20 protein-coding genes are annotated in these 21,178 nt (G+C 42.6%); 11 read left to right on the forward strand and 9 right to left on the reverse strand.

Translation table 11 applies throughout. From position 1 onward, the window contains the following. Positions 1–331 precede the first annotated feature (331 nt). Positions 332–1,894 carry a cryptochrome/photolyase family protein gene (locus BUA59_RS04165; RefSeq protein ID WP_072838475.1) on the forward strand — a complete coding sequence of 521 codons (1,563 nt, stop codon included), beginning with the start codon at positions 332–334 and terminating at the stop codon, positions 1,892–1,894. 36 nt (positions 1,895–1,930) lie between these two features. Here the strand turns inward: BUA59_RS04165 and BUA59_RS04170 are convergent, their stop codons facing one another. Further along, positions 1,931–2,872: a DMT family transporter gene (locus BUA59_RS04170; protein ID WP_072838476.1), complete on the reverse strand. Its 942-nt coding sequence runs from the start codon at positions 2,870–2,872 to the stop codon at positions 1,931–1,933. A 98-nt stretch (positions 2,873–2,970) separates the two neighbouring features. Between BUA59_RS04170 and BUA59_RS04175 the strand changes: the two genes are divergently transcribed. Continuing rightward, the gene (locus BUA59_RS04175) at positions 2,971–3,870 is read left to right on the forward strand and encodes a LysR family transcriptional regulator (RefSeq protein ID WP_072838477.1); all 900 of its coding nucleotides are present in this window, start codon (positions 2,971–2,973) and stop codon (positions 3,868–3,870) included. Between the two features lie 30 nt (positions 3,871–3,900). On the opposite strand, the gene BUA59_RS04180 is transcribed toward BUA59_RS04175, so the two are convergent. Both BUA59_RS04180 and BUA59_RS04185 read right to left on the reverse strand, forming a co-directional pair. Then, entirely contained in the window at positions 3,901–4,419 is a 519-nt protein-coding gene (locus BUA59_RS04180; protein WP_072838478.1) for a glycine cleavage system transcriptional repressor, read from the reverse strand. 127 nt (positions 4,420–4,546) lie between these two features. After that, positions 4,547–5,785 (reverse strand): MFS transporter, encoded by a 1,239-nt coding sequence (locus BUA59_RS04185; protein ID WP_072838479.1) that lies wholly within the window; start codon positions 5,783–5,785, stop codon positions 4,547–4,549. A gap of 223 nt (positions 5,786–6,008) precedes the next feature. Between BUA59_RS04185 and BUA59_RS04190 the strand changes: the two genes are divergently transcribed. After that, on the forward strand, positions 6,009–7,658 hold the full coding sequence (locus tag BUA59_RS04190; protein WP_198432034.1) for a methyl-accepting chemotaxis protein: 1,650 nt from the start codon (positions 6,009–6,011) through the stop codon (positions 7,656–7,658). A 99-nt stretch (positions 7,659–7,757) separates the two neighbouring features. On the opposite strand, the gene sstT is transcribed toward BUA59_RS04190, so the two are convergent. Continuing rightward, positions 7,758–8,981 (reverse strand): serine/threonine transporter SstT, encoded by a 1,224-nt coding sequence (sstT, locus tag BUA59_RS04195; RefSeq protein WP_072838480.1) that lies wholly within the window; start codon positions 8,979–8,981, stop codon positions 7,758–7,760. A gap of 223 nt (positions 8,982–9,204) precedes the next feature. On the opposite strand from sstT, the gene BUA59_RS04200 reads away from it, so the two are divergent. From BUA59_RS04200 to BUA59_RS04210, 3 genes are all read left to right on the forward strand, one after another. Next, on the forward strand, positions 9,205–9,843 hold the full coding sequence (locus tag BUA59_RS04200) for an NAD(P)H-dependent oxidoreductase (RefSeq protein WP_072838481.1): 639 nt from the start codon (positions 9,205–9,207) through the stop codon (positions 9,841–9,843). Positions 9,844–10,025: 182 nt separating this feature from the next. After that, entirely contained in the window at positions 10,026–10,562 is a 537-nt protein-coding gene (locus tag BUA59_RS04205; RefSeq protein WP_072838482.1) for a DUF3750 domain-containing protein, read from the forward strand. Between the two features lie 233 nt (positions 10,563–10,795). Further along, positions 10,796–12,721, forward strand: a complete 1,926-nt coding sequence (locus BUA59_RS04210) for an amylosucrase (protein ID WP_084122141.1) — start codon at positions 10,796–10,798, stop codon at positions 12,719–12,721. A gap of 78 nt (positions 12,722–12,799) precedes the next feature. Here the strand turns inward: BUA59_RS04210 and BUA59_RS04215 are convergent, their stop codons facing one another. After that, entirely contained in the window at positions 12,800–13,060 is a 261-nt protein-coding gene (locus tag BUA59_RS04215) for a YheV family putative zinc ribbon protein (RefSeq protein WP_072838709.1), read from the reverse strand. A 108-nt stretch (positions 13,061–13,168) separates the two neighbouring features. Further along, positions 13,169–15,199 carry an oligopeptidase A gene (prlC, locus tag BUA59_RS04220; protein ID WP_072838483.1) on the reverse strand — a complete coding sequence of 677 codons (2,031 nt, stop codon included), beginning with the start codon at positions 15,197–15,199 and terminating at the stop codon, positions 13,169–13,171. A 169-nt stretch (positions 15,200–15,368) separates the two neighbouring features. Here prlC and BUA59_RS04225 point away from each other — a divergent pair, with 169 nt between their 5' ends. The 3 genes from BUA59_RS04225 to BUA59_RS04235 all read left to right on the forward strand — a co-directional run bounded on the left by BUA59_RS04225 (position 15,369) and on the right by BUA59_RS04235 (position 16,816). Next, positions 15,369–15,914, forward strand: a complete 546-nt coding sequence (locus BUA59_RS04225) for a gamma carbonic anhydrase family protein (protein WP_072838484.1) — start codon at positions 15,369–15,371, stop codon at positions 15,912–15,914. A gap of 80 nt (positions 15,915–15,994) precedes the next feature. After that, positions 15,995–16,624 carry an RNA polymerase factor sigma-70 gene (locus tag BUA59_RS04230; RefSeq protein WP_072838485.1) on the forward strand — a complete coding sequence of 210 codons (630 nt, stop codon included), beginning with the start codon at positions 15,995–15,997 and terminating at the stop codon, positions 16,622–16,624. Further along, positions 16,625–16,816 carry a zf-HC2 domain-containing protein gene (locus tag BUA59_RS04235; protein ID WP_072838486.1) on the forward strand — a complete coding sequence of 64 codons (192 nt, stop codon included), beginning with the start codon at positions 16,625–16,627 and terminating at the stop codon, positions 16,814–16,816. A gap of 25 nt (positions 16,817–16,841) precedes the next feature. On the opposite strand, the gene BUA59_RS04240 is transcribed toward BUA59_RS04235, so the two are convergent. After that, the gene (locus tag BUA59_RS04240; protein WP_072838710.1) at positions 16,842–17,432 is read right to left on the reverse strand and encodes a biliverdin-producing heme oxygenase; all 591 of its coding nucleotides are present in this window, start codon (positions 17,430–17,432) and stop codon (positions 16,842–16,844) included. An 82-nt stretch (positions 17,433–17,514) separates the two neighbouring features. Then, positions 17,515–17,907 carry a YbaN family protein gene (locus tag BUA59_RS04245; protein ID WP_072838487.1) on the reverse strand — a complete coding sequence of 131 codons (393 nt, stop codon included), beginning with the start codon at positions 17,905–17,907 and terminating at the stop codon, positions 17,515–17,517. Between the two features lie 327 nt (positions 17,908–18,234). On the opposite strand from BUA59_RS04245, the gene BUA59_RS04250 reads away from it, so the two are divergent. Next, on the forward strand, positions 18,235–18,900 hold the full coding sequence (locus BUA59_RS04250; RefSeq protein ID WP_072838488.1) for a response regulator transcription factor: 666 nt from the start codon (positions 18,235–18,237) through the stop codon (positions 18,898–18,900). 4 nt (positions 18,901–18,904) lie between these two features. Further along, positions 18,905–20,284, forward strand: coding sequence for a sensor histidine kinase (locus tag BUA59_RS04255; protein ID WP_072838489.1), 1,380 nt, complete (start codon positions 18,905–18,907; stop codon positions 20,282–20,284). Positions 20,285–20,350: 66 nt separating this feature from the next. Here BUA59_RS04255 and znuB read toward each other — a convergent pair whose 3' ends face one another. Continuing rightward, positions 20,351–21,142 (reverse strand): zinc ABC transporter permease subunit ZnuB, encoded by a 792-nt coding sequence (znuB, locus tag BUA59_RS04260; RefSeq protein WP_072838490.1) that lies wholly within the window; start codon positions 21,140–21,142, stop codon positions 20,351–20,353. Positions 21,143–21,178: the final 36 nt, after the last annotated feature.

Raw genomic sequence — 21,178 nt, forward strand, 5'->3', positions numbered from 1 at the left:
TAGTGTCATTATTCTGGCTTATATTAGTAAGCTGCACTATATAGTCATTAACAAAAAAACAAAGAAAATCAGAAGAAAAAATCCGTTTTATTGACATAGATCATTTTTTATCACACACAAATACAAACAACTATCATTGTTTTTATTGTTATTTTATGAGCAACAATTTTAAGAGCATCGTTTGATTACAAATAGATACATTTCACGCTTAATGTTGCGCCCACCATAATATCGACTAAGGTTTCTATGGCGAAGGACCTGCAAAGCGCTAAACCAAACGGCGATCACATACGTAATAACCGTAAATAAAACAACGGAGAAGAAGTGACTAATGACGATCACCAAAACTTATCACACACTGCGCGTTATTCTTGGAGATCAATTAAACGCCGCTCACTCTTGGTTTAAAGCACAAGATCAAGGTGTTCTGTATCTGATCGCCGAACTGCACCCAGAAGCCACCTATGTCACACATCACATTCAAAAGCTCTGTGCGTTTTTCCTCGCAATGGAACGCTTTGCTAGCGCCTTAAAAGAAAACAGCCATGAAGTGTGTTACCTCACTTTGGATGACACTCAAAACCAAAGCTTAGAAGAAGTAATCTTAAGCCTCGCTAAACAACATAATATTGACCATGTAGAACTACAGCGTCCCGATGAATATCGCGTTTTACAGCAATATCATCAGTTAATTTCTAGTGACTCAGATCCGAAATTTAGCATGGTCGATAGCGAGCATTTCTTATTACCCTTCAACGATATTCCTAACTTTTTTCAGGCGAAAAGCACCGTTCGCATGGAGCATTTTTATCGAAAAATGCGTCAGCGGTTTAACATATTGATGGCAGATGAAAGAGAGCCTGAAGGTGGTCAATGGAACTATGACAGCGCCAATCGCAATAAACTCAAAGCAAAAGATCTAGCAGATATACCAACACCTTTGTGTTTTCAGCATGATGTGACACATTTGCTTGAACGCATTCAACGTCACAATATTCCTTCCCTTGGCAAAGCAGAATCCAGTTTACTTTGGCCTGTCACCAGCCAAGACGCGCTGAATTTACTCACCTTTTTCTGCGAGCATTTGCTGCCAAATTTTGGCCGTTTCCAAGATGCGATGACAAACAAAACACCACACAGTTGGAGTTTGTACCATTCACGTTTGTCTTTTGCACTCAACGCTAAATTGATCAGCCCAAAACATGTGATCAAAGCCACCATTACGGCTTATCAAGAAAATGACAATATCGACATCGCCCAAATCGAAGGTTTCGTTCGGCAGATACTTGGCTGGCGCGAATATGTACGCGGCATGTATTGGATCAATATGCCGGACTATGAACAACAAAATGCCCTAAACGCCGAGCGAGATTTACCAAGCTATTTCTGGAACGGACAAACCAAAATGAAGTGCATCGCTAGCGCTATTGGGCAATCTCTTGATTATGCTTATGCGCATCATATTCAACGCTTGATGGTGACAGGCAACTTTTGTTTATTAACCGAAATTCAGCCGCAGCAAGTCGACGAATGGTATTTAGGCATTTACGTGGATGCGTTGGAATGGGTGGAATTACCTAATACGCGCGGCATGAGTCAATTTGCTGATGGTGGTTGGATTGCCTCCAAACCCTATGCGGCGAGCGGCAGCTATATGCAGAAAATGAGCGATTACTGCGGTGATTGCCATTACAAGGTAAAAGAGAAAACCAGCGCGGAGTCTTGCCCGCTAAACAGTCTATATTGGCACTTTATGGTGAAACATCGAGAACGTCTTGCGAAGAATCATCGCATCGGCATGATTTATGGTAACTGGGATAAACAAGACGACGCGCAAAAGCATGCCGTCTTAGAAAGAGCCGAATGGTGTTTGGAAAACATTGAATCGCTCTAATTTCTACTTTTTACTTTTTACTTTCTGATTAGACGTTTAATTAGTCGACGCGGCTTCTTGACGATTAAAACGTTGTTGCTGCCATTTAACGACTCTTGGCAGTAACAAACCGGCAATCACAATCGCTACTCCTAATAGCTGCAAGCTTGTTACGGTTTGACCGTAAGCGAATGCCGTCAAGGCCGCAAAGACAGGCACAAAATTGAAGAACAAGGAAGCGTTCGCCGCACCGAGTTGCTTCACACCTGAGATCCACAACAAGTAACCACCAACAGTACCAAACACACCGATGAATAATAAGTCACCCAACACATAACCACTGATCGCCAAACTTTCTTGCAAGGGATGAACCTCAGCACTAAATGCCGTGACCAAAGAGATCACCCCTAACCCTGATAGCATGCCAACTAGAGTATAAGGAATCATTGGCATCCAGCGACTCACACCTTGCGTTAAATAGGTATAAAGGCTCCAGCACAACATGCCCAGAAAGATCATTTGATCGCCGTGGTTAAACTCAAAACCCAGCAAGCGTTTTAGCTCACCATTGGTTAACACCAGCAACACACCGGATAAACAAACCACCAAACTAAAAACCGCACCGCGAACTGGCAGTTTACGTTGCAACAAAGAGCCAATCAAAGAGGTGGCCAATGGACTAAGCGCCATGATCAAGGCGCCATTGCTGGCATCTGTTTGCGCCAAACCAGTAAACAAACCCAGGTTTAATCCACCAACACCAATGATAGAAACGCCAATAGCCCACGCCCATTGTTTTGCCGTTAAGCTAGGCATTGGCATGTTTTTCCACTTGGCATAAATAAACAAACAAACAGCAGCAATGGCAAAACGCCAAATAACCAAAGTCAGCGCATGCACTTCTCCCAACGCATGCTTACCCACAGGAAAACAAGCTCCCCAGAAAAACGTGCATAGCAACAATAGTAATACGGCATTAGTACTCGCCGAACGATTCATATCTTTCTCCATTAAAAGAAAACTTGAAAATATAAGGCGCAGTGTATAGATTTTAAATACGGAATAAATAGACAAAATTGAGACAATAGATCCCAAATATGAAATTTAACTATTCACTCGATGATATGCGTTGTTTTTGCGCGGTTGCCCAACACGGCAGTTTTAAACAAGCTTCGGCGGCATTGGAGATTCCTCTTTCCACATTGAGTCGACGAGTCGCTAAATTAGAAGAAGACTTGGCGATAAGATTGCTAAACCGTGACGCCCATAGAGTCCAGCTCACCCATTCTGGGCAAAGATATTTCGAAAGGAGCGCGTCTCTTTTTGAGGAATTAGACGATGTTGCTGTGTGTCTTCTGCAGGACAAAACCCAAGCCAAAGGTACTATTCGGATTTCTGCGCCGGTGAACTTTGGCGTGCATGTTTTAGCTCAGCATTTTAATGCCTTTTTGATCGAATACCCTGACATCCATTTGGATTTGCGACTTTCAAATCAAAACATCGATATTGAGGAAGAAGCCATCGACATCGCGTTCCGCGTCGGTGACCATAATGCAGACCATTGGATTGGCAGGCACTTAACGAACATTCGCTTTGTTATTTGTGGCTCCGTCAATTTAGACATGTCTAGCTTAAAGACACCTTGTGATTTAGAAGGCTTTCCCACTGTATTGTGCGCGCCTATGTCCACTTGGAAGCTGCAACACACTACCTCTGGAGAAATGCAAACTCATAAACCAAACCATAATATTCGCCTAAAAGTAGACGACATCAGCTTACTTACGCGCGCCATACAAGATGGCTTAGGTATCGGTTTTATGCCTGATTATCATGCGCAGCCATTGATCGATTCGGGAGAGCTTCGACAAGTTTTACCTGAGTGGAGCAACCAACCTCGCGGTTGCCAAATGCTCTATCGTGACCGAGATAACATGCCCTTTCGGTTACGCTTGTTAATCGATTTTATGATTAAGCGGTTTAACGAAAAACCGCTATAAACCAACAAACATGTCATAAAAATTAAGTAACTAGGCAAACTGATTAACGGATAGCTCCACTATTAAATCGCTACTAATTTTTTCTAGTGCAGCTTCCAACTCTGACAAAGGTAGATCTTTCGGCACAGCCAACACCATGTCGGTTTTAAACAGCATATCGGAACTCATCGGCGCAGGTTCACAAGTGGTAGTGAGTTCTTTGACGTTAACCATCAAAGAATGCAGCACCTGAGATACTTCTTTGACAATGCCGGGACGATCATTGCCAACAACAGACAGCGACAAAGTCGATCCTTCCGTCACACTCTGTTTTGCCATTTCTACCGTGACATGCAGACCAAGTTGTTCGAAATTACGTAATGCGTTAACCAGTGCTTCTTGATGCTCCAACGGAACAGTCACGGTTAAAATACCCGCAAATTTATCGGCTAGATGTGCCATACGGCTTTCCAGCCAATTACCATTATGGCGAGCGATAGTATCGGATAAACGCTCAACAAGACCGGGGCGATCTTCTCCAATGAAACTCAGTACAAGATGCTGTGACATGGCTTTCTCCATCAATATTTTTAGAATTATGCAAAAGAGTGAATCACTTCATGCGATGCTATTTATAAAAAGTACACTAAATAATCACTATAGACGACTGCAATTTATTTAAGTTATTCACGCCGTACTAAAGCATTTTGTTTTTCAACTCTGTTTGAGCCTGTCGACGCAAAAACCAAAAGCCTAACGAAGCCGCGACAATACCCGAAATACTGCCCATGCCAATCGCCCATCGGGCACCAAATACATCAGCAATCCAACCAACCAAAGGCGCGCCTAGTGCGGTACTCCCTAACGCAGTTGCCAGAACCACAGCCATTACTCGGCCTCGATAACGTTTTTCCGTTGTAACCTGCATGTAAGACGCAGTAGAAGTGGTAAACAACTGCAAACTGAGCCCAAGGAAAATAAGCAGCACAGCAAACGCCCAAAACGACGTACTGATAGCAACCAAAAAGCAGCTAACAGCGAACATGGCTGCCACATAAATCATAAAGCGAAATGACGGCGAAGAGCGACGGCTCGCTGTCACCATAGCACCAGAAATAGAACCAATCGCCATCATTGAAATTAAGAAACCATATTGATCCGCGTGACCTTGAAATACATGCACCGTCATCGCAGATAGGTACACAGAGAAATTCATCCCTAAGCTACAAATCAAGAAAGACATTACCAATATGACGGCCATTTCTCGATGCTGCCAAATATAACGAAAACCATCAAAAAATTTCGCCAGATCAGGTGTTGCTTTGCCGTTATCTGAAACAACAGCTGGCAGACGCGTTTTGAATTTATGGAGGGCAATTAATAACGGAATAAAAGACAACACATTGATCATAAATACCCAACCGCTGCCGATCAACGCAATCAATATCCCAGCAATAGCAGGCCCAACCAAACGAGCCGAGTTAAACGCCACCGAGTTTAACCCCACCGCGTTTGATAATTCTTTTTCACTGACAATATCAGACACAAAGGCGTGGCGCGCAGGCGCATCAAACGCAGCAACACAACCCAAAGCAAACGCACAAACGCAAACTTGCCACAACACCACTTGTCCACTCAGAACCAACACGCCCAGCACTAAAGCCAGTAGCGCCATTAAGGATTGAGTAATAAAGAGTAATTTACGTCGATCCATACGGTCTGCCGTCCAACCTGTAAGCGGCAATAAAAGAATTTGCGGGGCGAATTGCAAAAAGACCACCAAACCAACAGCCGAAGCATTTTTATCCGACAACTCAGCAATGACGATCCAGTCCTGAGCAGTACGTTGCAACCAAGCGCCAATATTCGAAATCGCCGCGCCACCAAACCAAAGCCGATAATTCGGATTGGATAGAGACCGAAATGTACTGCTCAATTCAAACTCCTTTGACTATTCAACGAAATATCCTTTTATCACTTAAAAAGTGTCATTTATTGGATATAACATAAGACAAACTAATAACAGAGAGTAAAAAAACATTTATTAAAGATACTTTCTTGTACAATTAACGAAGCACATCCTATCCTGTAAAACGACAGTAGATTTAAAGTTTCACAGTAATTCCACATTCAAAAAAATAATCAGCAGGTAACACATCGTGATCTTCAACAAAATGTCTCTAAAAACACAATTTATATCTGTGATCGCACTCCCCTGCCTTGTACTCTTGCTTGTCAGTTGGGCTGGTTTACGCGGCCTTTCTAGCGTGCAAGAACAAACAAAACAGCTTGCCCAAAACACCAGTGCACCAATGAGATCTCTTGCGGAAGTTGCTTCGCGCATTCCACGCATGCGTGTTGGTATCGATATTATTTTGCTGCAAGAAATTCCAGCTATGCAGGATAAACGAGGCGCACTCACTCGCGTAAAAGAAACCCGCGCAGAAGATATTCCTGAGATGGATATAGCTCTTAAACAAGCGTTGGATTCTCAAGTGAACCCTAAAATGCGCGCAGAAGTACAAAAGGTCATAGATATATTTGCTAAAGTCAAAAGCGATGAACTAGCTCCAATGCTAACGGCAATAGAAAACAATGACCTGACCACAGCTCAAGAAATATACAAAACAAAATACGCAGACAGCTATGGTGTAATGCGTAAAGCCGTCAACAAAATACTTGATGACTTACTTGAACAAGGTCAGCAAGGCTATGCTCAAAGCCAAGTAAATTACGAAAACAGTCGCAACAACATGATTGTCTTAATTATCTTAGCATTGTCGGCTTCGATTATCTTAGCTTGGCTAATGTTACGTCGTCTTAATAGCCGTGTCTCTTATCTTCAGCAACACATTTCAAGTGCCAGTGACAAACTTGACCTTGGCACCGTGATGAAACTAGATGGCAAAGATGAACTGAGCGACATTGCTCAGCACTTTAACCAATTTATTACCAAAGTACGTACCGCCATCGAAAACGTAGCCGAGAACTCGCGTCAGCTAGCTCACACCGCAAATGATGTCGCAGCGAAAGCAAAGGCGACGCACACTAACTGTCTAAATGAACGCGATCGTACTACTCAGATTGCCACGGCAATTCATGAAATGGGGGCTACGGTAGAAAACATCGCAGAAAATGCCTCTCAAGCTGCAAGAGCTGCACAAGAAGCCGATAAACAAGCCCATCAAGGTGCAGGATTGGTCGCACGCGCCCGCCAAGGCGTAACGGCGTTGTCTACAGAAATACAGCACATCAGTTCAGACATTGGTTCATTAGCAACGCAGACAGATTCGATTGGTAGCATCCTAGACACTATTCGTAGCATCTCTGAACAAACTAACCTGTTAGCCTTAAACGCTGCGATTGAAGCCGCTCGTGCTGGCGAACAAGGTCGAGGATTTGCAGTAGTTGCCGATGAAGTTCGAAACCTTGCAAGTCGCTCTGCCGCTTCCACTGATGAAATTCAAAAAATGATCGACAAGCTACAAGAGCAATCAGCGAAAACAGTCGCGACCATTCAATCTGGACAAGACCAAAGCACTACTGTAGTTGGTCAAGCAAACGAAGCAAACAGCTCGCTTGAACAAATCACCAAACATATTGGCCAGATTAGCGATATGAACATACAGGTTGCTACCGCCACAGAAGAGCAAGCGCTTGTGGTAAATGACATGAGCAAAAACGTCGAAGAGATTAACCAACTAACAACAGAAACTTCTGAGATAGCTGATGAACTGACAGCATCAAGTACTAACTTGCAAAAACTGTCTGTTCAACTTGATAAATTGGTTACCCAGTTCAAGCTTTAAAACAAACAGCCAATTGACAAGAAAACCATACAAACAAAAAAGGGAAGCCAAATGCTTCCCTTTCTTTTTGTGATCCTATTTACCAAGCAAGCCTCAATTTCAACTCGCTTTTTCGTTAGCAAGACAAGCCGCTGCGGTAAACAGTACATCCGTCGAGCTATTCAGCGCAGTCTCAGCGGAGTCCTGCAATACGCCGATAATGAAACCGACAGCAACAACCTGCATCGCAATCTCATTGGGAATATTAAATAAGCTACACGCCAATGGGATCAATAATAATGAACCACCAGCCACGCCCGATGCGCCACATGCAGACACAGCCGCTATCACACTAAGCAATAACGCCGTACCAAAATCCAATGTAATACCTAAAGTATTTACCGTCGCTAAAGTTAAAACCGTAATGGTAATCGCAGCGCCAGCCATATTAATGGTCGCGCCTAATGGAATAGACACAGAATAGGTATCTTCATCCAAGTCTAAACGCTTACACAGATCTAAGTTGACCGGAATGTTAGCTGCAGAGCTACGCGTAAAAAATGCCGTTACGCCACTTTCCTTTAAGCACTTAAAAACCAATGGGTAAGGGTTACGACGAATCTTCCAGAACACCAATAATGGATTGGTAACGAATGCAATAAACAACATAGCGCCAATTAATACAGCTAACAGATGAGAATACCCAAATAAGGCATCAAAACCAGTTTCTGCGATTGTACTAGCAACCAAGCCAAAGATCCCAAATGGTGCCAAGCGAATAATCACCGACACAATACTTGTCACACTGGTCGCTAAATGCTGCAACAATGCTTTTGTAGCTTCGGAGGCATGACGCAAACCCAATCCAAAGCCAATAGCCCAAGTCAATATGCCTACATAATTCCCCTGAACAAGTGCATTTACTGGGTTATCAACCATTTTAAATACTAGTGTACGCAGGACTTCCCCTACTCCCTGAGGCGCACTTTGGCTTAAGTCTGGAGCAACCAAATGCAGCTGTGTTGGAAACACAAAACTAAACACCACTGCCGTTAAAGCGGCAACAAACGTACCAAACAAATAAAGGACAAGTACCGGACGAATATGACTTTGTTGAGCTTGTTTATGATTAGCAATAGATGCCATTACCAATAAAAACACCAAAATCGGAGCAATAGCTTTTAGTGCTTTAACAAAAAAATCACCAAGTAAACTTGCCGATAAAGCGGTGTTAGGTGAAACGTATGCCAACACGACACCACAGATAATACCGATAGCAATTTGTAGTACTAAGCTACCGCGCAAATAACGCTGTAATATTGATGATTTATGATTTAACGTCATTTAAAAGGGGTCCATTGAAGTTTACGAAATCGCACCTTACTGCATCTCGCAAAAAAAATGAACCATTTTAGGGCGTTATTAAAGAAACTATTGCAAGATACCAACAAAGTTCGACATTTAACCGATCATTCAACTTCCTCATTTTCTACTTAAAACAACACTTGTACTTAACTAACATTAGACCCATATTGCTTCCATATACAAACCTTACCAAGGAATTGAAATGTCGAATTTGTTAGATAAATTGAACTGGCGCTATGCCACTAAAAAAATGGACTCAAGCAAAGCCGTTGAGCAAGAAAAAGTAGACCGCATTCTAGAAGCGATTCGTCTTACAGCAACGTCAAGCGGACTTCAGCCATACGAAGTCATCGTAGTAAAAAACAAAGCATTGCGTGAAGCCATCGTGCCTCACGCTTGGAACCAAGCGCAAATTACTGATGGTTCTCATCTATTAGTTTTTGCGGCATGGGACAACTACACAGAAGAACGCATCAACAAGATGTTCGACTTAGTAAACGACGAACGTGGCTTTAAAAACGAAGGCTGGGAAAACTACCGTCAAATGATTTTAGGCGCTTACCCTCCTCGCGAGGCCGAAGTGAATTACCAACACGCAGCTCGTCAAGCATACATCGGTCTTGGAACGGCATTGATCGCGGCCGCCGAAGAAGGCGTAGACAGCACACCAATGGAAGGTTTTGACCCTGCAAAAGTAGACGAAATTCTAGGTCTAACTGAACGTGGACTTCGCTCTGTGATTCTACTTCCTTTAGGTTACCGCGCAGATGAAGGTGACTGGTTAAAAGGCCTGAAAAAAGTACGTCGTTCAGCAGAAGACTTTATTACTGAAATGAACTAATTTGCTGTTTCGTTGAAACAACAAACCTAAAACGTCAGTCTTCTGGCGTTTTTTATGTCCAATTTTTGAACTGGGCAAAAACCATGAAATAAAACATATTTGATAAAAAATAATGGCCCAAATAGAGCAAAACTTGCGTATGTTAATAGCATTAAAACGATCTAACAGCCCAAGGACAAAGCATGACAAAGTATTTAGGACTATTATTTATCACCCTATTTTTAAGCGCTTGCTCTTCTAACGATAGCTGGCGCACCGCAAGCCGAGAACCCGCAGGCATAGCCCCATCACCCGAAGAAGAAAAAGACGCTGTTATCGAATTTTATGCCGCCGACGCTTTCAGCTGGCGCGGTTGGTTTGCAGTCCATACTTGGGTGGCAACCAAAGAGAAAAACGCGGCCGAATATACTGTTCATGAAGTCGTTGGTTGGAGAGTAGATAGAGGACTTCCAGCCTTATCTGAATATAAAACCACAACACCAGATCGCTATTGGTTTGGCGCAAAACCAGAGAAAGTTCTTTCAATTATTGGCCCAAAAGCGGAAGCATTGATTCCAAAAATCAACGAAGCAGTGAAACGTTATCCTTGGGCAAACGAATACACGGTATTCCCTGGTCCAAACAGCAACACCTTCCCAACCTGGATTGGCTTACAAGTCCCAGAACTCAATCTTGATATGCCTTTTAATGCTATCGGCAGCGGTTACGCAGACAACTAACCTAACGATTAATTTCCGAGAGGTGAGCTTCTCGGAAATTAAGTCAGTATTTAGAAAGCTGCCATATTGACCCGCCATACCCCTTAGGCTACGTTTTCTCCATGGAAAACGAAGCGCGCTGATCTTGTTGTTAAAGCGAACTCTCCAACCAAACTTTTAGCCTAAGGTTCCAGCCTAGGTAACAATAATCCGAACTCGTCGTTTTTCACGAGCACGTCTTACAAGGCAAAAATATGGTCATGAATTTCGCTTTTGAAGCACAAAAAACACAACAGCGTTTGTTAGCCGAATTAGATTTTAGCCAACTGACTTCTCAACAAAAAGCGATCTTCGTTAAGCGATTAGAGAACGGTTTTGCACCACTCTTCGAACAGCTTTTCCCGCTTTATGGACAGTGCTTCGACCTGCACTATCATCTCAAGGTGTTGCTACAATCCTTTATCGATTTTCATAAGAAAAAACGCCCTGCCCAAATCAAAGACAAATCAGAGTTCTGGTTCGAATCCAATCAAAATGTCGGCATTGCCGTATATGTGGATTTATTAGCTGACGACCTCAGCTCTCTAATCGACAAAATCCCTTATTTTGAATCCTTAGGAATTAACTATGTGCATCTAATGCCGCTTTATTTAGCTCCAGAAGGCAACAGTGACGGCGGTTATGCGATTTCAGATTACCGTACCGTGTCACCTAATTTGGGCACTAACAAAGACCTAAAAGACCTTGCTTCCGCGCTACACAAAAAAGGCATACGCATGGTGTTGGATTTTGTGTTTAATCACACATCAGACGAACATCGTTGGGCCGAAGCTGCAAAATCAGGTGACCAAGGGTTCCAAGGCTATTACTACTTCATGGGCGAGCAAGACGCCATGGAATACAACCAAACCGTACGCGAAATATTTCCTCAAATTCGTCGCGGTAGTTTTACCTATTTACCTGAATTAGACAGCCATGTCTGGACGACCTTTAACTCATTTCAATGGGATTTGAACTATTCCAATCCGGCGGTTTTTGTCGCTGTCGTCGAAGAAATGTTACATCTAATTTTAAACGGTTGTGATGTCTTACGACTCGACGCCTTAGCCTTTGTCTGGAAAGAGAAAGGAACAGTGTGTGAGAACTTACCTAAGGCTCACAACCTGATCAAAGCTTTCAAAGCCTGCTTGGACATCGCAGCACCACAAGTCGTCTTTAAATCCGAAGCAATTGTTCACCCAGATGAAGTCAATAAATACATTGGCGCCGATGAGTGCACGCTGTCTTACAACCCACTAATGATGGCCTTGTTATGGGAAAGTTTAGCGACACGTCAAACCAACTTGTTGTACCAATCTCTTGAGCGCAGCTTCGCGATTCCAGAGCATACGACTTGGATCAACTATATCCGCTGTCATGACGATATTGGCTGGTTATGGGATGACGCCATTTCTGATCGTCTTGGCATTGATGGGATCGGTCATCGTCGCTTCTTGAATCAATTCTATACTGGCCAATTCGAAGGCTCTTTTGCTGCAGGTGTGCCGTTCCAAGAAAACCCAGTGAATGGCGATTGCCGTGTTTGCGGTACCTTGGCGTCTCTTGCGGGCGTGGAAAATGCCATCGCTGCAGACGATCCGCTGTTGCTTGATCATGCCATCAGCCGCATACGTGTCCTCAATGGTATCAACTTCGCCATGCCCGGCATCCCATTGTTGTATCAAGGCGACGACCTTGGCGTGCTAAACAACGATGACTACCTAAACGACTCGACAAAAGCAGAAGATAGTCGCTGGGTACATCGTAAGAAGCTCACCAACGCAGATTTCGCGCTTGCTGAGGATAACGGCGCACCGCAGGGAAAAATCGCTCAGCTAATCCGAGAGATGATTAAAATCCGCAAAGCTAATCCACTTTTCGCTGCGCAGGAATTCGAACTTGTCTCACTAGGCAGCGAACACCTATTCGCCTTTAGGCGACAAATGGACGACAAAACACTATTAGTCATCGCCAACATGAGCGAACACCTAGTACCGCTCGAACATCTACCACTTGGGAAATCACTAAGTGAACTAATCGGACAAGAAACAGCAATTAACTTGTTAAACAAGGAATTGGTAGACTTGCCATCGTTAAGCCTCATTCAACCGTTAGATATCCTTTGGTTGGTTAATAACTAAGCGCTTTCCAGCGGGTACAAAAAAGCGGATTGATAGAAATATCATCCGCTTTTTTAATTGCTCTGTGCTCGATTGAGGCTAGTGTTTGGTCGAACCCGGATTCGGTATAAAATTAATCACCATTTCTTCCGCTTGAGGAGCGCTACTGTGAGGCGTATTCACTCGCGTTGGAATCTCAGTTGGCTGCGCCTGTATTACCGTAGATTGCTCATCCGTGTAACCACAGGAAATGCACTCTCGATATTGCTTTTCAACATCATCGTCGCGCCATGCACGAATCTTATCCATCTCACTACAACGAGGGCACACAGCCCCTGCGATAAAGCGTTTTACAGTCATAACCCAACTACCTTTAAAAAAAGTAACGCCTTCGAGCGACGTCATAAAAAAGCAGCGTCTTGTCTGATCGTCATCAGGCGAGACGCTGCTTCCTTGCAGAACAAATATTTATGCCGCGATGCCGCTGTGTCTCAATAAGGCATCGGTGCTTGGCTCACGACCACGGAATTCAGCGAATAATTCCGCTGCTGGACGAGAACCACCATTGGCTAATATGGTATCACGGAAGCGTGCGCCGGTATCTTTATTGAAGATGCCGTCTTCTTCGAATTTCGAGAACGCATCGGCTGACAAGACTTCCGCCCATTTATAGCTGTAGTAACCCGCCGCGTAACCACCAGCAAAAATATGCGAGAAGCTAGTTTGGAAACGGTTAAATTCAGGTGGCGTCGTTACTGCTACTTTGCTGCGTACGTCGTTGATAACGGATTGAACAGAAATGCCTTTTTGGTATTCCATGTGCAAACGGAAATCGAACAAAGAAAACTCCAGCTGGCGCATCATCTGCATACCAGATTGGAAGTTCTTCGCTGCCAGCATCTTATCTAACAAGTCTTGAGGCAATGGTTCGCCCGTTTCGTAATGTCCTGCGATGTGGGCAAGCGCTTCTGGCTCGTAACACCAGTTTTCCATAAATTGACTTGGCAACTCGACGGCATCCCATGCCACACCATTAATACCGGATACGGATGAAACGTCCACTTGGGTCAACATGTGATGCAAACCATGACCAAATTCATGGAACAAGGTGGTGACTTCATCGTGAGTCAATAACGCTGGCTTAGCGCCAATTGGTGGTGTGAAGTTACACACAAGATACGCAATCGGTAGCTGCAGACGATTGTCTCTCAAACGACGACGAGTACGACAAGAATCCATCCATGCGCCACCGCGTTTTGCTTCGCGAGCATAAGGATCTAGATAGAAACGAGAAACGTCTTCACCGTCTTTGCTGATAGTAAAAAGTTGCAAGTCTTTGTTATAGCTATCAAATTCTTTTTCTTCTCGAATATCCACGCCAAATAAGGTTTGTGCCACGTGAAACAATCCGGACAAAACCTTATTCATTGGGAAGTAAGGACGCAGCTCTTCTTGAGAGATACTGTACTTATGCTGACGCAATTTTTCCGCGTAGTAAGTCATGTCCCACGCGTTCAATTTTTCTACGCCATTTTCGTCTTTTGCGAACGCAGTTAACTGTGCAAGATCTTGTTCTGCCGAGCTTTTTGACTTTTTAGCAAGGTCTTCCAAGAAGTCGATAACCTGCTGTCCGTTGTCAGCCATCTTAGTGGCAACCGACAATTCAGCGTAATTATCAAAACCAAGAATATGCGCCATTTCATGACGCAATGCCAAAATCTCGTCAATCAAAGGCGCGTTATTGAATTTGATGTCGCCACCTTGATCTGACGCGCGAGTCGCAAAAGCGCGATACATTTCTTCGCGCAAAGCGGCGTTGTCAGCATAGCTCATTACAGGCATGTAAGATGGGAAGTCTAAGGTGAACAACCAACCGTCTTTTTCTTTGACTTCGGCCATTTGCTTCGCTTGTGCTAGTGCTGACTCCGGTAATCCAGACAATTCACTTTCGTCGGTGATTAACTTGCTCCACGCTTGTGTCGCGTCCAACACGTTTTCACCAAACTGGCTACCCAACTCGGACAAACGCTGGTTTATCTCGCCGTAACGTTTTTTGGCGTCGCCTTCTAGACCAACACCTGACAATTCGAAGTCACGGATGGTTTGGGTCAAAGCTTCACTTTGTGGTTGTGTTAGCGTTTTTGCTGCATCGCTTTGCGCAAGCGTTTTGTAGGCTTGGTACAAGGCTTTGTTTTGCCCAAGATCCGTATAAAACTGGGTCAATTTTGGCAAGCAAGCGTTATAAGCCGCACGCAACTCTGGAGTGTTCTTAACTGAGTTCAAATGGCCAATTGGTGACCAGAAGTTGTTTAGGTCATCGTGCAGTTGATCCAAGGGCAAAACAAGGCTTTGCCATGTTGGATTGGTATTTTCACTCACACAAGCGTCGATGGCTTCTTGATTGTGCTTTAGTAGTTTCTCTAGATCCGCTTCGATGTTCGCAACATCGACATCGGTAAAATTCGGTAAGCTGGTCGCGTCCCATACAGACTGTGACATATCATGATATCCTTTTATATTAATTGAACGCTGTATTGCATTGATCAATACTATGCTTACTAAGATAGGTTGTCTTAACACTTTTTCAATGCATAAAAGCCTATTGTGTTAATAGTTCCTTCATTTATTAGTACATTCTATTAAGAAGCCCCCCTTTAAGAGAGGATTTATGGTGATGAAATCTTTCCGTGGTAAAACACCACAACTTGGCGACCGTGTTTGGGTCGATGACAGTGCCGTAATTATTGGCGATGTAACCATTGGCGAAGACAGTTCTGTATGGCCTTTAGTTGCGATTCGTGGCGACATGCACCGCATTCGTATTGGTGCTCGTACCAGTGTTCAAGACAACTCCTGCTTGCACATCACTCACGCCAGCGACTATAAGCCTGAAGGTCATCCTCTAACCATTGGCGACGACGTCACCGTGGGTCACATGGCGATGTTACACGGCTGTACGATTGGCAGCAGAGTATTGGTTGGCATGGGAACCACCATTCTTGATGGTGCTGTAATTGAAGACGAAGTCATCATAGGCGCAGGCTCTTTGGTGCCACCTGGCAAGCGTTTAGAAACGGGCTTTATGTACATGGGATCTCCCGTGAAACAAATCCGTCCACTCAACGACAAAGAAATCGAATATTTTCAGTATGCCGGACTTAACTACGTCAAACTGAAAGATGAGTACTTGGCAGAAGCAGCAGCGAGCAAATAGACAAATTAAAATCATGGTTGAATGGTAATAAATACCAGACGAATATCGTCTAACAATCAGACAAACAACCCGAGGCTTAAATGACCAATGCGAACCTCTCTGTTGAGATGGATTCTTCAGCAGCAGTTAACATCTTTCAGGATGCTGTTTTTATTGAAGAGCTACGCACGCAGATGCTGAAGTTCGCCAGGCTTCAAGTACGAGACAATCAATTAGCCGAAGACGCAGTACAAGAAGCCATGTTCTCTGCGTATCAAAATATTGATCGTTTTGCGCGACAAGCGGCATTTAAGACTTGGGTATTTTCCATATTGAAGAACAAGATCATCGATTTATTGCGTAAGGAAAAACGCCATACGGCAGCCAGTCAGCTCGAAGAGGGGCCCAATCTAAGCGGTGAAGCGTTAATCGAGCACTTGTTCGAGGAAAATGGCCATTGGCAAAAAGACGAGCGTCCTAAAAAATGGGATCAGCCAGAGCATGGTGTTGAAAACGAGCACTTCTGGCGTATTTTCGATGCTTGTTTGGATGCTTTACCAGCCAAATATGGTCGATTATTTATGATGCGCGAATTTCTCGAAATGGATACACCTGAGATTTGTCATAACGAAGATGTGTCGGTAAGCAGCCTAAATGTCACTTTATATCGTGCTCGTCTACGTTTACGGGAATGTTTAGAAGATCACTGGTTTCAAAAGGAGAAGTCGTAAATGATAAAATGCAAACAAGCGACCCAAATGCTCTCGGAGAAACTCGATCGCACGTTATCCGCCAAAGAAAAAATAAACTTGACCATGCACACTGCAATTTGCACTCCTTGTCGTCAGTTTGGAAAACAAATGGAGACCATTCGCGAATTATCAAAATCCTATACCAAAGCAAAAAAGCCAGATGAAAAGTAATACTCATCTGGCCTCGGAACGACGCTTAGGAATTCAAGCTCGCCAGTGTTTTTTTATAAAAAGCGAAAGCGTCCATCGCTCCTTTTATAGCCAGAGCTTCTTGCTCTTCCGTTAGCGACAAAGCGTCTAACTGAGCAACAAACTTACGCCAATGCGGCGCTCGTCCTTCAGGATGTGCTGCTAAATGCCTAGCGCCATGGTCTGCATCAAAGCTCAATTTCTGTGTTTCTTTATACAAAAATGCTGCACCAATATTCGACCCTTCACTGCAATAAAGCCAACCAATGGCTTGGTACAGATCTGTCGGCGTAGCTAACAAAGATACATCAACATCCGCCTTTAAGCCCAAGTCATTCAAATCCGATTCAACCGCAGACAACCTAGGTAATTCAGCCAACCCGGGAAACAACACTTGCAGAGCTTTATTCTGGTACAAAGGCGCAACAGATAAATGAAAAATATGCTGTAAACGCAAAAATTTTCTGTAATTTTCTTCGTTTGCAAATGGCTCTGACTGCATCACCAGTGAATCGACACTATCGTGATTAGTACGCGTAGAATATTTTAAACGCTTTGCAAATGTCAGTGTATCTTGGTCTTTTTCTATTGTTTGCATATCTGGCCTCATTTAAAAATCCATCTTATTTAATGATAAAAACTTACCTTCCAAATGACCACTTCATTTATATTAAGAAAAACTAACATTCTTTTGTTAAATTTTTAACTTCTTCTGGCCTAGACCACATCCATAAAAAGCCAACAAACATCCCTGATAAAGCAAAAAACAAAACGTATGAATTAACTCCGCTACATACTAATAAACAGGCACATAAAAACATGCTTATTGATGATATCACTTTATTGCTTCTAGAAATCACCTTGCCATTATCCCAATTATAAAGAACAGGACCTGTAAATCGATTATTATGCAAAAACCGATAAATCCTAGGGGAACCTTTTGATGATGACCAAGCACAAAGTAATATAAACTCGGTAGCAGGAATACCAGGAACCATCACACCTACAAACGCCATTATCAAGCTAAGGAAAGCAATAACTTGATACATGAAGGTTTTACTTTTTACAAACATGAATTCAATTCCAGAAAACATTATTTATTAGCATTTAATCTATTAAGTATTAATAAATAAAATATCAAGCCGAATTATTAACAGTCATTTCCTCTAATAACTCAACCATTAATGTATTAAGAATGCTTAATAAACAAAAGCTAGCTCTTTGCCTGTCAGTTGCTAGGATGGTCAATCCTTACAGAAAAAAACAACTAAGATTGTAAGGAAGAAGGAAGGCTAAAAAAACAAAAAACACGATATTGATAACCATTATCAATTGATGCTAGTATGCTGATGCTGTTTCTAACACTCATTACCATTTTTACTCTATAGAGATAAGAAGATATGCGAATTCTCGTTGTTGAAGATGATGCTTCCGTTAGCCATTGGATTAGCAGCAAACTGCATGTATCAGGTCATATATGCAAGCTAGTAGATAATGGTGAAGACGCATTGAAGCTGATTAAGAAAGAAGTTTTTGATGTCATTTTATTGGATCGTGTCCTCCCTAAACTAGACGGTATCCAGTTGCTTGGTTTACTTGGTAATACTCCTCACCCACCTATACTTATTCTGTCGGCGAACGATCAAATATCGGATCGAATAGAAGGTCTCAGAGCAGGGGCGGATGACTACCTCGGCAAACCATTTGATTTTACCGAGCTACTTTTACGCCTAGAACGATTGTACTTCCGTACCAAAAAAGTAGCATCAAGCAATCTTATAAAAATCAAAGATATGATGATAAATCTTGAATTACACGAAGTAACTCGTTCAGGACAAAAGATTGACTTAACCAACAAAGAATTCAAATTACTCTATGTACTTGCCGAACATCCAGGACAAACCGTTACTCGCAGCATGTTGTTAGAAAAAGCATGGGGATATCACTTCGACCCACAAACTAACATCCTAGATGTTCACCTTTCCAAATTAAGACATAAGCTAGATGGTGGATCTAAAAATCCAATCATTCGAACTATTCGTTCAGTTGGTTATGCTTTAGGATGATTCTGTGTTTATTAAATCGTTGTCCCATAGTAGCAGCTTTAGGCAAGCTACTATCATTGCCTTTATTTGCTTATTGATATCTTCTGCTTCTATTTTTATTTGTGACTACATTTTAGACAACATCATGAAAAGTCATGTTAAAAATATGATTTTTGAAAATATAGAAAATCAAAAATTAAATAATAAATTTAACAGCAGCAATGATTTATCAATACAATTAAAAAATGAAAACTATAAAGAAAGCAGAAAAGATCACTTCACCTTTATTTTTGACGCTTATGGAAAAGTTTTATTAGGAAATAAGCAGAACGTATCAGATAGTCAAATCCAATACTTACAAAAACACAATATAAATTCGCCAGATATTGTCTCGTTAAAAGATAATAATGTCGAGTTATTAGGACTATTAGTGCCTTTAACAGATGGCGGTATGTATTTTAACGCATACAACGTAAAACCAATGAACCAACAAACTCAAATAATATCTCTTATGACAGGTGTTGGGCTGCTGGCAATACAACTCATGATTTTAGTAATTAGCCTACGCTTTAGTCGACACAATCTCTACCGCGTTAATCATATCATTTACACCCTAGAGCAATATGCTAGTGGTAAACACAACGTTAGAGTTAACTCAAACGACAATAAAGATGAATTCGACCAACTGAGTCAAGAAATTAATATTGTACTTGAACGCACTCAGAGGCTAATGGGAGAAGTTCGAGACATCACTAGTCATGTTGCACATGAACTAAGAACACCACTCACTCGCCTGCAGCATAAGTTGATCAACTTATCAGAACGTGTAGGAGGAAAAGAGCTCAACGAGCTCGAGCAAGCAATTAAAGAAACCGAGCAAATACAAATACTTTTTCGCTCTATCATGCGACTTTCTGAAGTCGAAACAGGACAAGTTAGCCATCAAAAAGACAACATTAATGCTTATGACATATTGCATGAAGTTTATGAGTATTATCAGCCATTAGCAGAAAATTATGGAATTAACATAAAGCTCGAAGCACAAAAAAAACATGTTTTTTGTGCTGATAAAATCCTTATTTTTCAAGCTATTGCAAACCTATTAGATAACGCTATTAAGTACGCGCCAGAAAGTGAAACTATAACTCTTAAAATAGATTCATCATTGGGGAATACCTTTATAAAAGTCTCAGATCAAGGTAAAGGTATCCCAGAAGAGAGTCTGCATTTTGTCACTCAGAGATTCAAAAGGCTTTCTTCAAAAAAGGACGTATTCGGGCACGGATTAGGACTGACTCTGATCCGAGCTATAGTCTCTTTGCATAATGGCGAGTTGGTTTTAACCAATACGCACCCAGGACTCTGTGCTTGTATTAAAATTCGTTCAAATAAAACGACTTCATAGCATTTAAGAAAAATACAAAAGGCCACTTTGGTTTCCCAAGGTGGCCTTCATCTAAGCTTTAAAAACCTAACGCAAGCGCTTAAACGGCAAGGTATAAGCAATCAAGAATAACAAGGCAGCACACACTACAACGCTTGGGCCAGTTGGTGTATCCCAACGATAAGACGCCCACAAACCACCGCAAACAGCCAAACAACCAATCAAGCTAGCAAACGATGCCATTTGTACTGGGGTACTCGATAACTTACGCGCCGTCGCAGCGGGAATAATCATCAAAGACGTAATCAACAAGACACCGACGATTTTCATCGCTACCGCAATTACCAAAGCCACCAGCAACATCAGCAATAGACGAATCGCTTCGACCGGATAACCTTCTACCTTGGCCAACTCTTCATTAACGGTTACAGCTAGTAGAGGTTTCCAAAATGTGACTAATAACGCAATGACCGCAAAACCACCGCCGTAAATCCAGTACACATCGGCTTGGTTAATCGCCAGCAAATCACCAAACAAATACGCCATTAAATCTATACGAATATTGTCGAGAAAACTTACTGCAACCAAACCAAGTGACAATGCCGAATGCGCTAGAATCCCCAACAAGGTGTCCGTCGCAATAATGTGTTTCTTTTGCAAAGTCACCAACACCAAGGCCAAACCAACGCACAGAACGATAATCGCAAGGTTCAAATTGATGTCTAATAAAAAGCCTAACGCCACACCTAATAGAGCAGAATGCGCCAAGGTGTCACCGAAATACGCCATGCGTCGCCAAACAACAAACGCGCCTAACGGCCCTGCGACCGCGGCCACACCCAATCCGCCTAACAAGGCTCTGAGCAAAAGATCTAACATGCTATTACGAACTCCAAAATCTGCTAACTGGTGTGT

The sequence above is a fragment of the Marinomonas polaris DSM 16579 genome, from assembly GCF_900129155.1.
In the GTDB taxonomy this organism is placed as follows: domain Bacteria; phylum Pseudomonadota; class Gammaproteobacteria; order Pseudomonadales; family Marinomonadaceae; genus Marinomonas; species Marinomonas polaris.

Excerpts from the sequence above, each read along its gene's own strand:
- BUA59_RS04165 (WP_072838475.1), top strand. The coding sequence starts at position 332 with ATGACGATCACCAAAACTTATCACACACTGCGCGTTATTCTTGGAGAT.
- BUA59_RS04170 (WP_072838476.1), bottom strand. The coding sequence starts at position 2,872 with ATGAATCGTTCGGCGAGTACTAATGCCGTATTACTATTGTTGCTATGC.
- BUA59_RS04175 (WP_072838477.1), top strand. The coding sequence starts at position 2,971 with ATGAAATTTAACTATTCACTCGATGATATGCGTTGTTTTTGCGCGGTT.
- BUA59_RS04180 (WP_072838478.1), bottom strand. The coding sequence starts at position 4,419 with ATGTCACAGCATCTTGTACTGAGTTTCATTGGAGAAGATCGCCCCGGT.
- sstT (WP_072838480.1), bottom strand. The coding sequence starts at position 8,981 with ATGACGTTAAATCATAAATCATCAATATTACAGCGTTATTTGCGCGGT.
- BUA59_RS04200 (WP_072838481.1), top strand. The coding sequence starts at position 9,205 with ATGTCGAATTTGTTAGATAAATTGAACTGGCGCTATGCCACTAAAAAA.
- BUA59_RS04205 (WP_072838482.1), top strand. The coding sequence starts at position 10,026 with ATGACAAAGTATTTAGGACTATTATTTATCACCCTATTTTTAAGCGCT.
- BUA59_RS04210 (WP_084122141.1), top strand. The coding sequence starts at position 10,796 with ATGGTCATGAATTTCGCTTTTGAAGCACAAAAAACACAACAGCGTTTG.
- BUA59_RS04215 (WP_072838709.1), bottom strand. The coding sequence starts at position 13,060 with ATGACTGTAAAACGCTTTATCGCAGGGGCTGTGTGCCCTCGTTGTAGT.
- prlC (WP_072838483.1), bottom strand. The coding sequence starts at position 15,199 with ATGTCACAGTCTGTATGGGACGCGACCAGCTTACCGAATTTTACCGAT.
- BUA59_RS04225 (WP_072838484.1), top strand. The coding sequence starts at position 15,369 with ATGGTGATGAAATCTTTCCGTGGTAAAACACCACAACTTGGCGACCGT.
- BUA59_RS04230 (WP_072838485.1), top strand. The coding sequence starts at position 15,995 with ATGACCAATGCGAACCTCTCTGTTGAGATGGATTCTTCAGCAGCAGTT.
- BUA59_RS04235 (WP_072838486.1), top strand. The coding sequence starts at position 16,625 with ATGATAAAATGCAAACAAGCGACCCAAATGCTCTCGGAGAAACTCGAT.
- BUA59_RS04240 (WP_072838710.1), bottom strand. The coding sequence starts at position 17,432 with ATGCAAACAATAGAAAAAGACCAAGATACACTGACATTTGCAAAGCGT.
- BUA59_RS04245 (WP_072838487.1), bottom strand. The coding sequence starts at position 17,907 with ATGTTTGTAAAAAGTAAAACCTTCATGTATCAAGTTATTGCTTTCCTT.
- BUA59_RS04250 (WP_072838488.1), top strand. The coding sequence starts at position 18,235 with ATGCGAATTCTCGTTGTTGAAGATGATGCTTCCGTTAGCCATTGGATT.
- znuB (WP_072838490.1), bottom strand. The coding sequence starts at position 21,142 with ATGTTAGATCTTTTGCTCAGAGCCTTGTTAGGCGGATTGGGTGTGGCC.